The sequence below is a fragment of the Dyadobacter sp. HNCC25DJ184 genome, from assembly GCF_056895215.1.
On the sequence record NZ_JBXHAQ010000021.1, the window covers coordinates 49,484 to 64,338 of the forward strand.

Consider the following 14,855-nt stretch of genomic DNA (forward strand, 5'->3'; position numbering starts at 1 on the left):
TCCTTTCGTGCGCTTACTCCGTCCTCCCATCTCAAAATGCATACCAAATACCTAACCGCCTAAATATCAACAAATTAAAATTACACTTGCCTCTTACGTGTCCGCTTGTGAACACTTTTGTTCAGGATTGAACGGTCAGATAAATAGTGAAGAGAAGGGAGTTGTCGGTCGCTGACAGCTACGGATTGTGCAACTTTCAGAATATCTGCATATAGATACCAAAAAGGGTTCAAAGCAAATGCCTGAACCCTTTCATTAACCAACAAACTGGTCTATTTAGCGGTGATCGTTAAATTGGCAAAATCTCCGTTCGATCCGTAACCAACCCACAATCCGATCTTTCCGGTTTTCCGGTCGTTCAATTTGGCTACGCTTAAACTTGGCTCGCTGTTGTTATTCACGTAAACTTTTACATTCGGATAATCGACGACGATTTTAGCATGAAACCATTCATCAGGATTTGGCGCGGGAGCTACTAGTTTCTCATATTTCGCGTTGTGCTCTTTCCGCAACCTTTCCCACGGAAAATCGGGATGAGAGATATATTGTACCGCATGAATATGACGAACAGAATCCGAACTCTTGAAATTGAAAGGACGAAAATATACAGCATCGAAAGTCTTTTGGTCTTGCCCGTGAAAAGCGACGCCCACAAAGCTTTTTTGGAGTAGGTCTCTGCCTCTGATATCAAGCTCAATAACGCCATTTGTAAAATTGGCACCTTCAAGCCAAGCCAGACCATCTCCATCAGCTTCCGAAAACCTTACCAACCTCCGATCGCCATCGACCACTGAGGTAAGTGTCCGGTTCAGCACCTCCAACTTCCCCTTTTTATTGACGTCGTAAAGGTCAAATGTTGCAACTATGCTTTGCCCCAATAAAGATGTTGAAATCATCAGAGCTACAATGGCAGAAAAAAGGTGTTTCAAGTTCATACAGAATGTTGGTTAAGGTATATCAAAGGCATATCCGGTTGCTAACGCTTCAATGTTCCTCAATTTCTAAAAAACGCATACCAAAAACACAACTATCTGATATACAACCATTTAAAATAATATATCCATTATTTTCTGTCCGCTATCGAACAGGTATGCACCAGTTCGAACTAGCGTAACGCTACGTCTGACTTTTTTACGATCTGTAAATTAATATCGGTAAGCCGAAAAAAGGGTTTCAACCTCCGCCGAAACCCTTCAAAATCTAACTTAAAAATCTTTAACTTGATTCAGGACATGACAACCTTTCCTCCATCCTCCCTTTCGTCCTTTCCTCCTTACTTCCCTCCCTTCATCTGAATCACCTCACCCGGCATAATCAAAGAATTGAAGTCAGCAAGATCGGTAGGTTTAACACTTGCCTTGTATCCATCAAAATTGAAAGTAGTTGGCTTGTAGGGCCCAACAAAATCATAATTGTTAGTTGGTTTTATTTCCTTTTCCATACCTAGTCCCCAGAACATCGCGTTCAGTGCCATACGTCTGAAACCTTCGTTCAGGATATCCTCAGATGCACCATGCGTGGTGGTGAAAGTCTTTCCTTTTTTACCGCCCTCCAACTGATATTCCTTTGTCCATGCAACTGCTACGTGTTCTTTGGATTTATTGGGTTCCGAAGTCGGCGTCATCCCGTCCAAAACTTGTCCGAGTGCCAATACTTCTCCTTTTGGGTATACGGTATAATCTCCCGTCGGCACCCATATGTCTTTCACGCCCGTCATGATCGGATGTGATTTTTTTTCAATGATAAATTTCGATGACTGCTTGTGGTTTGTGCCCAAATGAGATACCCAGGTTTCACCCAAAACGTATTCTCCAAAACCATCCTTCCAGGCCGTCATCGGCCCTTTGTAGTCCCATGAATAATGTGCCCATTTAGGATTGTCTTTGATATTAAACGCATGTGTCGAAGTTCTGAAGGCGACGATACTGCCCCCTCTTTTCAGATAGTCGTCGAAATGCTGTAGCTCGTTGCTATCGAAATTAGAAAAGCGCGTGAACAGCACCATCAAATCGGCCTTGTCCAACACTTCCAATCCCCGCAGGTTCGAGCTGCCGGGCTCGATGAATCCTTTGTCGTCCAATCCAAACAAGACCGTACATGTAAATCCATATCGCTTGGCCATTATGCGCGCAAGTGCAGGCAATGATTCTTCACTCCTATATTCGTGATCGGAGGCAATGAAAACAATATTTTTCCCGACTCCCGGGCCTGACTCACCCTTGTAGACGATTTTATATTTATCCTTATCATCCTGATTACTAACAGTTTCTCGATTTTTTTCCGATAAGTTGATAGAAAATCCCTTCGGGTTAATAGTAAGAACGAAGGTAAATGAAAGAACCGCTGCGACAACGATTTTAGGAATAGTTTTCATCATTTTGCTTTGAAATTAAATGAATTGAGCACATTGAAAGCGTGCGGCGCTTCCGCATCTTACAAAAGTTAAAAGTACAAAGTACCAGGGCATATACTTTGATGACCATAAAAATCCAAAAAACCCCTATCGGCAAAAGAAAAGAGCCGCAATATCAATTACGGCCCTTTTTAACTATCACGTTCAACTTTAAAATCAGCTAATTTCCTGAAGCGCACCAACGAACGTTTTCATTTCGTCCATCGTGCCGATACTCACCCTGCACCAGGGTTTGTTCTGAATATCATATGCCTTGACGGCAATTCCCTTGGCTGTCATTTTACCCAACAATTCTTTACCCGGAATGTTGATCGGGAATATTACAAAATTGGTATATGACGGAATATATTTATAACCCATCTTATCCAGATTCTGGCACAAATATGTTTTGGCTTCATGATTCAGTTTACGTGTAGTATCCTGAAAAGTCATATCGTCCATACTTGCCGACGCTGCGAAAATAGAAGTGTAAGAAACACCCATTCCACCGCGTGTTATTTTCTGGATCTGATCAAGGAACGCCGGTTGCGCAGCGATATATCCGACACGAATACCTGCCATCCCCATAATTTTAGAGAATGTTCTGGCGATAATTACGTTTTTATTTTGAGCGAGCAATGTGTTCATACTCTGCGTATCCGCTCCAACTGCTAGCTCGATGTAGGCTTCATCTACGAAAATTGGCACTTTTTCGGAAACTCTTGAACAGAAATCAAGCAACTCTTTTCCGGAAGTGATACTGCCAGTCGGGTTGTTAGGATTACATATATATACGAGTTTTGTATCCTTGTCAATAGCCGCCTCCATTGCTTTTAAATCGTGCGACCAATCATTTTTACATGGAACGGCCTTCCAGGTTGCGCCAACAGATTTGGCCACATTCACCAGTGACATGTAACACGGATCAGCCGAAACGATATTTCCTCCATTCATAAATAACACGAGAGCCACCTTTTCCAAAAGGTCGGAAGAACCTGGACCCATCATGATATGTTTCGATGTAACTCCCTCTTTTTTAGCTATTTTATCAATGAGGTCGTACATTTCCTGCCATGCATATCTGTTACCTCTTTTTACCGATTCGGCCACTGCAGCTTGCGCTGTTTGTGGCGGACCATATGGGTTTTCGTTGGAACTTAGCTTCGTCGTAATTTTCGGTCTGTCGGCGAAATCCAGAAAATGCTCCCTCACCATAGGGCTTCGGAAGATCCTCATTTCAGGATCAAGAGACAAAGGGGAATCTGCAAATGCACCGTCGTTGTAGAACCCGCTCGCTGCTCTGCTGAGCTGTGGAAATGCTGCCATCGCCCCAAGGGAAAGCAATCCTGCCTTGAGCGCTTTTCTGCGATTAAGTGGTTGGCTCATAAATTGATTTTTTAACGATTTTATAATAGGAGAAAAATGAATTCTCAATTTAAAAAATTTGATGGTTACAACCAACTAGTTTTCAACAACATAGTAATGTACAGATAAAATTTATTTGATATAAATATTATATTTAGGTCAAATCCTGCTTCCTTTCTCATTCTCTATGGATCAGGTGCAATGACCGGAGTACAATAATTACCGAATAACCCATATGAAAAGTCCAAAGAGAGCTGGTAGTGAAATAATTATAATTGCCCTGTTAATTTGCTCAGTAGCCGCGTGTGTCGTCCGCCCGGAAGCACATCGTCCATCCCCCCCACCTCCCATAGAGGAGGTCAGACCGAAGCCACCATCTCCGAAACATTACTGGATACCCGGATATTATCGCTGGAAAGGCGGAAAAGGCGGCCATTACGTCTGGATGAAAGGCAGATATCAAAAATAGATTGCCGGAAAATCACTCGAAAAAAATTAAATAACTTATACTCAATTGTAGAAACTAAGACCTAAAAGCTAAAAGCCAACCCCTAATAGCTCCCCCAAATCATGATTAAAAAACTAATTTCCTGCGCCCTGTTTCTGGCTCTCCATACTTTTTTTGCATCCGCAGCAACGGTCGATACCATTACAACTTACAGTGCCGTGATGAAAAAATCTATTAAAGCGGCCGTGATAACACCGGATGGATATGCCAAAGAAAGTGCGCTACCGGTAGTATATCTGTTACATGGATATAGCGACGATTATGGCGGATGGCTGAAAAAGGCACCAGGTTTTCAAAAGATTGCAGATCAGCACAATATCATTATTGTTTGTCCCGATGGAGGATATAGTAGCTGGTATTGGGACAGCCCTGTCGACCCCTCATATCAATATGAAACCTATATTACCAAAGAGCTGGTTGGGTTTATTGATCAAAAATATAAAACTGTTAAAGACAGGAAAGGTCGTGGCATAACAGGTCTGAGTATGGGCGGACATGGAGCTTTATACCTCGCAATCAAGCATCAGGATATTTTTGGAGTGGCTGGAAGCATGAGCGGAGGAGTGGATATTACGCCGTATCCAAACAACTGGGATATGGCAAAACGCCTGGGAAACTATGCTCAAAATGCCGAAATCTGGAAAAAGAACACGGTGATCAATTTACTACCGCTCCTCACTCCAAATTCACTTTCCATTATTATCGACTGCGGAACAGACGACTTCTTTTATAAAGTCAATGAAAAACTGCACCAGGATTTAGTATATGCCGGAATTCCACACGATTATATCTCGCGTCCCGGGGGCCATACATGGCCATACTGGCAAAATGCGGTGAAATATCAAATTCTATTTATGAAAAGCTATTTTGACAGGCAGATTTCACAATAGACTTACATATAGTTTATATCGGAAAAGGATGGGTGGAAGCGATTTCCACCCATCCTTTTTCGATATGATTGACAATTCCTGCACCTCAGCCTGGCCCAGTGCTGCCGCCTGCTTTTGTTACCATGCTACCCGTGGTAAATGAAGCTCCCTCGGTTCCTCCATTATATGTTCCAGAATTATAAAGTCCGTTAATATTCTCTCCGCCTGTAACAGTGCCTCCTGTGTATATCTTGTATCCGGTGCTGATTTTCAATTTCGGACTAGAAAACAACATGGTGGTATAGCTCGCCGGGATCGTAAACGTGAGTGCTTCGGCTCCATCTGTCGACCGGATATGAATGATCTGATTGGCGGTGCCACCACCCAGAATCACAGACGGTTGCGTACTCACGCTGGCAGTCGGACTACTGGTTGCACCCGCAATTCCCACCAAAATTCCTCCGGTTACTTTGAATTGATTTCTGTCGCAATCGAAGCCTTCTTCGGGCGATTTTGCCCCCACTGCAACGGTTCTTCCTCCGGTAACCGTGATTTGACCGTTAGAATCAATGGCATCATTTCCCGTACTATATGCATATATACTTCCGCCATTGATATAGATAAATTTCGCTGCATTCAGTCCGTCGTCGGATGTTTTAGTATTTATAGTCCCGCCATTGATGGTCAGCACACTTTTAGACTCAATTCCCTCTCCGGCAGACGAAATGATATTAATTGTTCCGCCATTGATCGTCAAATAAGGGTCAATCGTAGTATCGGTATCCCACGCGGCAGAGATACCTTTATCTGCCACACTGATCGTAAAATTGCCGTTATTGATCACCACATATCCTTCCTCGCACTGGATTCCGTCACCTTTGGTGGTGATACTCAACGTTCCACCATCGGCGATAAACGCATCGTTGGTATGGATTCCGTCAGAACTTGCATCGGTAACGGTTATTTTCCCGCTGATAATCCTGACATAATCATCACTTGCGATCGCATGTTTGTAATTCCCTTTCAATGTCAAGCTCCCTTCTCCACCGAAAATTAACTGCCCTTCGCTGAAAAGTGTTGCCTTCTGATCTTCCTCACCACTGGCAGCATAAGTAGCCCCATCTATTAACGTATTGGTTGTGTTCGTGTTAAGCACAACAAACGCCCGCTTACTCGATTGGATATTGATCGCCGGCCCGTCGGAATTCGTAATATTCGCGCCATTCAAAGTCAGCTTGAATTTCTTATCACTATATATTTTCAAGGAACCATTCGACGTGGTTCCGGAAATTACATATTCTACTTCTGGTACGGTTGCATTGACTGTCACGTCGCCACTTGCCTGCGAAACGGTTACCCCTGCACCTTCCAGGGGATTTGTAACCGTGATCGTTGTTCCATAATCGATGGTTACCACGGATGAAAAGGTCGAGTTAGCCAGCAAATCTTCTTCATCGGCGGCAGTATCCATATTTCCCTCCGGGGCAGCCGAAGTCGTCGACACGTCGCTGATCGTAAAGTTCGTGTCAGGATTATCTGTCCCTCCGGTCACATCCTCAGAATCGTCTGAGCAAGATATAGATGAGCATAAAACCAAAACGATGAACATCCTGGAAGCAAGCTTACCAATAGCATTGGAGATACCTGAAGAGGGCTTTGTTAAGTTTTTCAAAAGAAATGGTGTCATATATGATTGATGAGTTAAGTAATATGCCGGTATGCCCCATGAGCGCTCGATATTTACAGGCCAACATTTTGATTTACGCAGCAAATCGGGTCGTTGTTGCCAAAGCCTAGAAGGCACCTCATATTTCCCTGTTCCTATTTGCCAATATCATCAGTAATTTCATGCTATTTTTTTCTTTTTCTCTCAATCAGCGGAGATTGTTAAAGGCTGAGTTCGGAGCGTTTTTTCGCAGAGTCTCGTAAAAATATGCGAAAACTAAGGGAAACTCAGCTGGAACTTATATTAACTCTGCGTTCAAAAATGATATGCGTTAGTAGACAATAGCATCACCTAAATTCAAATGATCAACATGGCAGATTTCACCCAACCGACAGCTGAAGAACTGCAACACGAACTTCAGGAAAACATAGATAACGACGATGTGGGACATACTTTACTTTTTGAAAACGACAAAGTAAAAGTATGGCATATAGAGCTCCAGCCAGGCGACAGAATTCATTACCACCGTCACAACTACGACTATTTTTGGACGGTTTTACAAGATGGAAGCGGAATATCAAACCAGGAAGATGGAAGCCAGGTGAGCTTTACTTTTAAAAAGGGACAGACATCTTTCCAAAATATCATCGCTCAAGGCAGCACAGTGCACGACCTGCAAAATACAAGTGATGGTGTTGTTGAATTTATCACAACCGAGTTAAAATACTAAGTTGGCGGTAGGTTTTCGGCAGTCGGCCTTCAACAGCTCGTCCCGATTTGAAAACGGGACGAGCTGGTTCAGCGTTCGTAATGCGCCTTGATTTAACGCAACGATCTCAATTCAAAGCCATTTCTCTGCGAAATATCAGTTTAAAACCCAAGGCGCAGCCCAGACAAAGTATTACCATGAAAAGCCACAGCATTTCATAACCACCTTTTTCAGCAATAAGTCCGCCTAAAGATGGCCCAACGATTTGCGCTACGGCCCAGGATATCGCATATGCAGCTGAATATTTCCCCCGGTTATTGTCATTAGAACGGTTCATAACAATTGTAGTCATATAAGGCAAGGTTAGCATTTCGCCAATTGTAAACAAAATGATGGCGAAAGCTGCCAGCGCAATCGGCATGACATCAGCTACAGTCAATACTAAAAACGATAAACCGGTAAATATAATACCCGCCCGTATCAGCCAAGAATCTGTTTTCCTGTTGCCCAAAGTCTGAATCAAGACCATCTCAAAAACGGCAATAATGATCCCATTCATTCCCATTAATAAGCCGACCTGAGTTTCGTTGATATGCAAATGCTCTTTCCAGAAAACAGGAGCAAGTCTGAACAACACCAGAAACGTCATAGTAAAAGCAGTAACCAGAATGATGAACCGAACAAAAAACGCATCTTTCCAGGGGGACAGGCTACCATTCTCTTCATGCGATTCCTCCTTTTGAACAACTGCTTTGGGTAGCAAAACCCATATCAATAACCCTACAAAGGCATATACCAAACCATCCACCCGGAAAAGCAGATGGTAATTAATGGCTGCCAGAATTCCACCAACTGACGATCCGAAACCGAAGCCCAGGTTGGTTGCTAGCCGGTTCAAAGAATACGATCGTGTCAGATTTTCCTTTGTAGAATATGCTGCAATAGCCGTAGTATTGGCGGGCTTGAACGATTCCACAAAGAAACTTAAAGCAATGGTTAACAGGCATATATATGTAAAATCTGTGAATTCAGCATATAGAATAAACATACCGCCGCTGATAATCAAACTGAAAATCTGAACGGGTCTGAATCCAATTTTATCAGTCAGATATCCTCCAGCCATTGCACCGGCGACTGAACCGACACCAAATAATGTAATGATCAATCCCGCATCAGCAATACTGCGATGCAAACTTTGAGTGATGTACATACTCATAAACGGGACCGCCATGTAACCGCACCGATTGATCAGGATAACCAGACTCAGCAACCAGGTTTCCCGGCTTAGTCCGCTAAATGATACTCTGTAGTTATGTATAATTCGTGCTATCATCATCTTAAATGGCTAAATAATCTATTCTGTTTTGGGGATGGCATAAAATAAAAAATCCGCCCGGAATATTTACCAGGCGGAATGCATATAGTTTGAATTCTAGATATACAGCTATTCCACCTGGTCGACCTTTGGGTACCAGTTATAGACAAGAATATCTGAGAATTGTGCGTTCATGCAGCAAATGTAATCAATTAAGTTTCAATCGAATTACAATTTCTTAGTTTTTCTTACAAAATTTACTGAACGGAATTTCAACAATTATTCATCGTTAACATTAAAGGTCAGATGCCCCTTCCTAATATCTTTTCAAAAGAAATAACAGACGAAGTAATTGACAGAATCAACAAACTTAAGCCTGCGACTGTGCCCATGTGGGGTAAAATGACAGTTTCACAAATGCTGGCCCATTGCTGCGTTTCGTACGAATACGTGTTTGAAAAAGACAAATACAAAAAGCCTGGGGCGTTTTTGAAATTAATCTTCAAATTGTTTGCAAAAAATACGGTTGTGAGTGAAAAGCCTTTCCCCAAAAACTCTCAGACCGGTCCAGACTTTATCATCAAGGATGATCGGAATTTTGAAACAGAAAAGAACAGATTAATCGATTTCCTGAGAAGAACACAAGCCCTTGGAGCGGCGCATTTTGATGGAATGGAATCTCACAATTTCGGGAAACTGACCATGGAAGAATGGAATAATATGTTCTACAAGCATATCAACCATCATTTGACCCAGTTTGGGGTATAATTTTCGACAGTGTTAAAATACCTGTGTAAAGGCACCCGCGGTAGGCGGCCCATTTTATAACTTTATACACTATGGATTGTGACTGAGCGCATATCACAGGAGATTGAATTACATAGACATGCCAATTTCCAGATTCCGGTATATGCCATTTTTAAGAAAGAACTTTCATCTTCCAGCTATGTACATAAATAGACAGAAGTGATTGTGTTTTATTATAGGATGGCATGAAAGTCGATCCCGTCGCGCCTAACAATTCGGCAGTTACGGATACATCGCTCCCTACATTTGCATGGGTCATTCCCGCCGCCGATCCGTAGACGCTCTTAAATATGATAGGAAAAGAGCAACTTACGTGCTCGAACAGCAAATGCGAGAAGAAGGGCTGAGTTGGGAAGAGAAAACTAAGCTAAGACAGGAAAAATCGGGTCCGGTTCTCTTAGATGAAAGAATGGATGATACAGCAGCTTCCACTAGTAATACCGAAAAGTCCACTCGGCCAAGCCATACTTTTACACCTTACCACGATGGAAAGGATTAAGCGCGTATGCGTGGACAAATTGAGATCGACAATAATCTGGCTGAAAATGCCATCAGACCCTGGCAATCGGAAGAAAAGCATTTTTGTTCGCCGGCTCCCACCAGGCAGCCGAGATGACAGCAGCTATGTACTCCTTTATGGCTACTTGCAAGAAAAACGGCGTTGACGAACAACCATGGCTGAAAGATGTTTTTGAAAGTATCCAATCACATAAGCATAATAGATCTTTATCAACTGCTTCCAAATAACTGGATTAAGTACCGAAATCAGAACCCTGAGACTAAGTTTTTATCCAAAATGACCTCCAACATAATTTTTCGTTAACTCCTGTTTAGGGTTTTTGAAAATATTTGTTGTTTTGTCATACTCAATGACTTCCCCCATATACATGAAAGCGACTTTGTCGGAAATGCGTTGTGCCTGCTGCATATTATGAGTCACGATTACGATGGTGTAATCTTTCTTTAAGCTCGTAATTAATTCCTCAATTTTAGAAGTACTAATCGGATCAAGGGCTGAGCAGGGCTCATCCATCAAAATTACTTCAGGGTGGAGAACGACTGTGCGGCCAATACACAATCGCTGCTGTTGACCACCGGAAAGCTTAACAGCAGGTTTTTTCAATTCATCCTTAACCTCTTCCCATAAGTAACTCTCTTTCAAAGCTTTTTCGATAAGTCCGGGTATTTCTTGCTTTGAAAATCCGTGAATATTCAACCCATAAGAAAGATTGTCGTAAATACTTTTTGGCAAAGGATTTGGTTTTTGGAATACCATTCCTATCCGTTTGCGAATTTCAGTTACTGAGATTTGATTATCATACAAGTCCAGATCATCAAGTTTTAACTTTCCTTCGACATTTGCGTCGGGCGAAAGATCGTGCATGCGATTGAACGACCTCAGCAAAGTAGACTTACCGCATCCTGAGGGACCAATCAAGGATATCACTTCATTCTTATTAAAATCGATATTGATATTTTTAAGTATCTGCTTTTTGCCGAAAGACAGGTTTAGGGAGTGAGCGGATAGTTTGATATGATCCATGTTTAGTCTTGCGTTCTTTGTTTAAAACGAATATAAAAGGCAATTGCATTCAAAATGAAGACCATCATGATAAGGACAACTGCGGTGCCATATGCAAGCGGCCTGACTTGTTCAATTGACTGATGCTGGGTTGAGAGCATATATAAATGATATGGCAAAGCCATAAACTCCTGATTTACAGACGAGGTTAATCCATTTATGTAAAATGCTACGCCCGTAAATAAGATAGGTGCTGTTTCGCCAGCCGCGCGTGATAATGTAAGAATAATGCCTGTCAAGATACCTGGCAACGCATTGGGTAGCACTACGTCCTTAATCGTTTCGAACTGAGTTGCCCCTAAGGCCAAGGTCGCTTCCCGCATACTGTTTGGAATACGTTTTAGCGCCTCTTCTGTTGTTGTGATAATGTAAGGAAGTGACAGCAAACCTAATGTCAATCCGGCTGATAAAACGGAGGTTCCCATCTGAAAGCCCTGAACAAACAACGCTAACCCAAACAGACCATAAATAATTGAAGGGATACCTGCCAGATTGCGAATTGACGCGCGTATGAGGTTCGTTAGTAATGAAGGTTTTGCATACTCACTGAGATACACTGCGCAACCGATTCCAAATGGAACCGCGAAAAGTGTGGTAATCATCGTAAGCCACAGAGTTCCAATAAGTGCTGGTAGAATCCCTCCTTCTGTCATGCCATGAGTTGGAGGCTTACTGATAAAATTCCAGGAGACAGATGAAAAACCCTTTGAAAAAATATCAAATAAAATAATGCCCAAAAATAAACACACCGTACTTGTGCTACCAATCAGGAGTACCCAATTAAAAATGTTTACGAATTTCTTTTTCATGCATGAAACTTTCTAAACCGGTTTGCGAAATATTCACCCAACAGATTGATTGCCATTGTAATCAGAAACAGAACTGCTGCAATAGCAAAAAGCGCGAAATAATGTGTTGTTTGGTACGGCACCTCTCCCATTTCAATAGCAATGGTGGCGGTAATTGTGCGAATAGAATCCAAAAAACTTTTTGGCAAGGCAGCGGCATTTCCGGTGGCCATCAAAACGGTCATCGTTTCCCCAAGTGCTCGCCCCAGACCCAACATTACTGCTGCAATTAACCCTGGAAGCGCGGCAGGAATTGTCACGTGAAATAACGTTGCCCACTTGTCGGCTCCCAAAGCAAAAGAAGCTTCGCGATATGTTCTGGGCACAGCATTAATCGCATCTTCACTAATTGTAATTATGGTTGGCAAGGCCATGACTGCCAATAAAATAGACCCGTTAAGTGCATTCAATCCGTTTTGAATGCCAAACAAATCAGCAATTCCAGGACCGATTAAGACTATTCCTAAGAAACCGATAGCTACCGAGGGAATTGCAGCCAGCATTTCAATCACTGGCTTTAATACCGCTTGCAATTTGGTTGGGGCAAATTCTGATATATAGGCTGCCGTCAGAATCCCCAAAGGGACCGCGATGAGCATTGAACCAAATGCCACAAACCCCGTGCTGGCAAGCAAAGGAAAAATGCTGTATGATCCGTTAACACTCTGGGGGTTCCACTGCGAACCAGTGAAAAAATCAATAGGATTCGTATGGGCAAAAAAAGCAATACTGTTATAAATCAGCATGAAAAAAATAGCTCCTAACAAGCCAATAGCAGCAAGGCCAGTTGCTTTGAAAATTACTTTTAATATCCGGTCGGTCCGTTCTCTTTTCTGTACACTCATCGTTTCAATACTGGATAGTAGCCAGCCGCTTTTATGATTTTTTGCCCTAGGTCACCTTTTTCAAAATCAATAAAAGGTTTTATTTCCTCAAAAGATGTGGATTTATAGTATTGAAAAAGAGGCCTTTGGAAGAAATACTTACCTTCAGCTATCATCTTTGAGTCCAATGGCGAGATCGCCTTTTGACCGTTGTCTAAATAGATTTTAAGCACTTTAATGCCTTTACTTCCACTGTGGGTAACATACCCAGCACCGACATAGCCGATACCAGATTCATCAGACTTTATTGCCTCCAATATCTGTGCATTTCCATTCATTTCCTTAGCTTTCCGGCTGAATTCAATCCCAAGCCTCTTTCTGACAAAGTCATGGGTACCTGAATTACTCTGTCTGCCGTAGATATTAACTGGCATTTCAAGTTTAGTTACGCCAAGCCAATCGCTTTGCTCCCCACTTAATAGTGCAGCCAGTTGCTTTATTTCGATAGAATCAATTGGGAGACTTTCGGCAACGACAAATGCGATCGCATCCTGGGCGAAAATGAATGAATCAATTTTTATTCCGTCATTTTTGAAAAGAATTAGCTCACCCTCATTAATCGACCTTGATGAATTGGCTATATCGGCCGTTCCATTCAACAACGACGCGATTCCTAGCCCAGATCCCCCGCCGGAAATAGAAACAAAAACTGTCCGGTTTTTATCGTGAAAAGACTCCGCCAGTTGGACAGCAAGATTCACTTCCGTGTCAGAGCCTTTAATTTTTATTACGTCATGGTCATCTGTGCAGGAAACAGCAAAAATGCATAAGAAGGATAGAATCGCTTTCATAGCTTTCTTGTTTAAAAACAGCATTACCAATTTTAAGAAAATTGATACAGAGGTTCATATTGTCTTTATGTTAACTTTCCAGTATGACAATGGTACTACCTTATATCTGAATCCTGTTTTTTTACACCAGAGTCGGGTTACAGAGAAACCACTGTCTACGAAAACAGAACTCAGAAAGCAGTTTTCAGGATATCAGGGCTCATCTGGCGATTTATGAAGTGGCTAAACAAAGCGCGGCATATCAGGCAAAATAACCAACACTAAAGCTCGTGATTCCGCATGAGCGCCGTGTGGAGCTTGCGTTCGAAAACCTTGGTTGGTTCGACCTATTGCGTTTCTTTACAAGAGCCGAATTGGTCACTTATATGAAAGCCAAAGATCAGGCGAACTACGGTTTGGCAAAATTGTCCAACTTTGGGGTGAAAGACCGCTACTACCCTATTCCGTTTGACGAGTACAAGCTCGATCCAACGAGAATGTACCAGAATCCTGGATATTAATACTTGTTCCTCTTTATTTTCAAATGGCCGCTTCACTTCGGAGCGACCATTTTTTTGCCTGATAATAAACAACAGTCCAAAATCTCAAAAAATCATTCCCATAAAATTATTTAATTGTTTAAAATTAAATTGTACACAATTTAATTTTAAAATTCTTACCTTTGTTTGAGAAAAGACAGAAACATGGAAAAAGAAAGCCATTTGAAGTTAGACCAGCAGATATGCTTTCAGCTATATGCGGTTTCAAGGCATGTTACACAGGTATATCAGCCTTTGCTGGAAGAATTGGGAATCACCTATCCCCAGTACCTGGCGTTGATGGTTTTGTGGGAAAACGACAAGCAAACTGTGAATCAGATCGGCGAAAAACTATTTCTTGACAGTGGCACACTGACCCCATTGCTAAAACGCCTGGAACAGAAAGAGCTAGTAATTAGAAAAAGAAGTCTGGCCGACGAACGGGTGGTTGAAATTTCGCTATCTCCGCTTGGAAAAACACTCAAAATGAAAGCAGAATGCGTTCCGGCAAAAATGTTTGAACAACTGGGTATTACGCCACAAGAGGCTGACCTTCTGAAAAGTATTTCTTATAAAATTTTAAATCAAACAAATAAGTAAT

General features: G+C 42.1%; 17 protein-coding genes. 8 read left to right on the top strand and 9 right to left on the bottom strand.

All coding sequences use genetic code 11. From position 1 onward, the window contains the following. Window positions 1–272: 272 nt before the first annotated feature. From AC1XUD_RS24315 to AC1XUD_RS24325, 3 genes are all read right to left on the bottom strand, one after another. Entirely contained in the window at window positions 273–935 is a 663-nt protein-coding gene (locus AC1XUD_RS24315) for a 3-keto-alpha-glucoside-1,2-lyase-like domain-containing protein (RefSeq protein WP_483363641.1), read from the bottom strand. Window positions 936–1,273: 338 nt separating this feature from the next. Beyond that, window positions 1,274–2,377, bottom strand: coding sequence for a ThuA domain-containing protein (locus AC1XUD_RS24320; RefSeq protein ID WP_483363642.1), 1,104 nt, complete (start codon window positions 2,375–2,377; stop codon window positions 1,274–1,276). A gap of 192 nt (window positions 2,378–2,569) precedes the next feature. Beyond that, entirely contained in the window at window positions 2,570–3,778 is a 1,209-nt protein-coding gene (locus AC1XUD_RS24325; protein ID WP_483363643.1) for a pyridoxal phosphate-dependent aminotransferase, read from the bottom strand. 214 nt (window positions 3,779–3,992) lie between these two features. Here AC1XUD_RS24325 and AC1XUD_RS24330 point away from each other — a divergent pair, with 214 nt between their 5' ends. Together AC1XUD_RS24330 and AC1XUD_RS24335 are read left to right on the top strand one after the other, a co-directional pair. Next, complete coding sequence (locus tag AC1XUD_RS24330; protein ID WP_483363644.1) at window positions 3,993–4,226, top strand: hypothetical protein; 234 nt, start codon at window positions 3,993–3,995, stop codon at window positions 4,224–4,226. 101 nt (window positions 4,227–4,327) lie between these two features. Next, the gene (locus tag AC1XUD_RS24335; RefSeq protein ID WP_483363645.1) at window positions 4,328–5,155 is read left to right on the top strand and encodes an alpha/beta hydrolase; all 828 of its coding nucleotides are present in this window, start codon (window positions 4,328–4,330) and stop codon (window positions 5,153–5,155) included. A gap of 85 nt (window positions 5,156–5,240) precedes the next feature. Here AC1XUD_RS24335 and AC1XUD_RS24340 read toward each other — a convergent pair whose 3' ends face one another. Next, on the bottom strand, window positions 5,241–6,821 hold the full coding sequence (locus AC1XUD_RS24340; protein ID WP_483363646.1) for a carbohydrate-binding domain-containing protein: 1,581 nt from the start codon (window positions 6,819–6,821) through the stop codon (window positions 5,241–5,243). 349 nt (window positions 6,822–7,170) lie between these two features. Between AC1XUD_RS24340 and AC1XUD_RS24345 the strand changes: the two genes are divergently transcribed. Then, window positions 7,171–7,530 (top strand): cupin domain-containing protein, encoded by a 360-nt coding sequence (locus tag AC1XUD_RS24345; protein ID WP_483363647.1) that lies wholly within the window; start codon window positions 7,171–7,173, stop codon window positions 7,528–7,530. A 106-nt stretch (window positions 7,531–7,636) separates the two neighbouring features. Here the strand turns inward: AC1XUD_RS24345 and AC1XUD_RS24350 are convergent, their stop codons facing one another. Then, window positions 7,637–8,845, bottom strand: coding sequence for an MFS transporter (locus AC1XUD_RS24350; RefSeq protein ID WP_483363648.1), 1,209 nt, complete (start codon window positions 8,843–8,845; stop codon window positions 7,637–7,639). Window positions 8,846–9,130: 285 nt separating this feature from the next. On the opposite strand from AC1XUD_RS24350, the gene AC1XUD_RS24355 reads away from it, so the two are divergent. From AC1XUD_RS24355 to AC1XUD_RS24365, 3 genes are all read left to right on the top strand, one after another. Next, window positions 9,131–9,592, top strand: a complete 462-nt coding sequence (locus tag AC1XUD_RS24355; RefSeq protein ID WP_483363649.1) for a DUF1569 domain-containing protein — start codon at window positions 9,131–9,133, stop codon at window positions 9,590–9,592. Window positions 9,593–9,881: 289 nt separating this feature from the next. Further along, a complete protein-coding gene (locus AC1XUD_RS24360; protein WP_483363650.1) occupies window positions 9,882–10,130 on the top strand; it encodes a hypothetical protein in 249 nt (82 codons plus the stop codon). Between the two features lie 137 nt (window positions 10,131–10,267). Next, window positions 10,268–10,378, top strand: coding sequence for a transposase domain-containing protein (locus AC1XUD_RS24365; protein ID WP_483363674.1), 111 nt, complete (start codon window positions 10,268–10,270; stop codon window positions 10,376–10,378). A 40-nt stretch (window positions 10,379–10,418) separates the two neighbouring features. On the opposite strand, the gene pstB is transcribed toward AC1XUD_RS24365, so the two are convergent. The 4 genes from pstB to AC1XUD_RS24385 are packed head-to-tail and all read right to left on the bottom strand — an operon-like array spanning window position 10,419 to window position 13,736. Then, window positions 10,419–11,165: a phosphate ABC transporter ATP-binding protein PstB gene (pstB, locus tag AC1XUD_RS24370; protein WP_483363675.1), complete on the bottom strand. Its 747-nt coding sequence runs from the start codon at window positions 11,163–11,165 to the stop codon at window positions 10,419–10,421. An 11-nt stretch (window positions 11,166–11,176) separates the two neighbouring features. Continuing rightward, window positions 11,177–12,022: a phosphate ABC transporter permease PstA gene (gene pstA / locus AC1XUD_RS24375; RefSeq protein ID WP_483363651.1), complete on the bottom strand. Its 846-nt coding sequence runs from the start codon at window positions 12,020–12,022 to the stop codon at window positions 11,177–11,179. Then, window positions 12,019–12,906, bottom strand: coding sequence for a phosphate ABC transporter permease subunit PstC (gene pstC / locus AC1XUD_RS24380; RefSeq protein WP_483363652.1), 888 nt, complete (start codon window positions 12,904–12,906; stop codon window positions 12,019–12,021). The genes pstA and pstC overlap by 4 nt, the downstream gene beginning before the upstream one ends. Further along, window positions 12,903–13,736: a substrate-binding domain-containing protein gene (locus AC1XUD_RS24385; RefSeq protein WP_483363653.1), complete on the bottom strand. Its 834-nt coding sequence runs from the start codon at window positions 13,734–13,736 to the stop codon at window positions 12,903–12,905. The genes pstC and AC1XUD_RS24385 overlap by 4 nt, the downstream gene beginning before the upstream one ends. 269 nt (window positions 13,737–14,005) lie before the next feature. Between AC1XUD_RS24385 and AC1XUD_RS24390 the strand changes: the two genes are divergently transcribed. Further along, window positions 14,006–14,236, top strand: a complete 231-nt coding sequence (locus AC1XUD_RS24390) for a RagB/SusD family nutrient uptake outer membrane protein (RefSeq protein WP_483363654.1) — start codon at window positions 14,006–14,008, stop codon at window positions 14,234–14,236. A gap of 183 nt (window positions 14,237–14,419) precedes the next feature. Continuing rightward, a complete protein-coding gene (locus AC1XUD_RS24395; RefSeq protein ID WP_483363655.1) occupies window positions 14,420–14,854 on the top strand; it encodes a MarR family winged helix-turn-helix transcriptional regulator in 435 nt (144 codons plus the stop codon). Window position 14,855 lies beyond the last annotated feature (1 nt).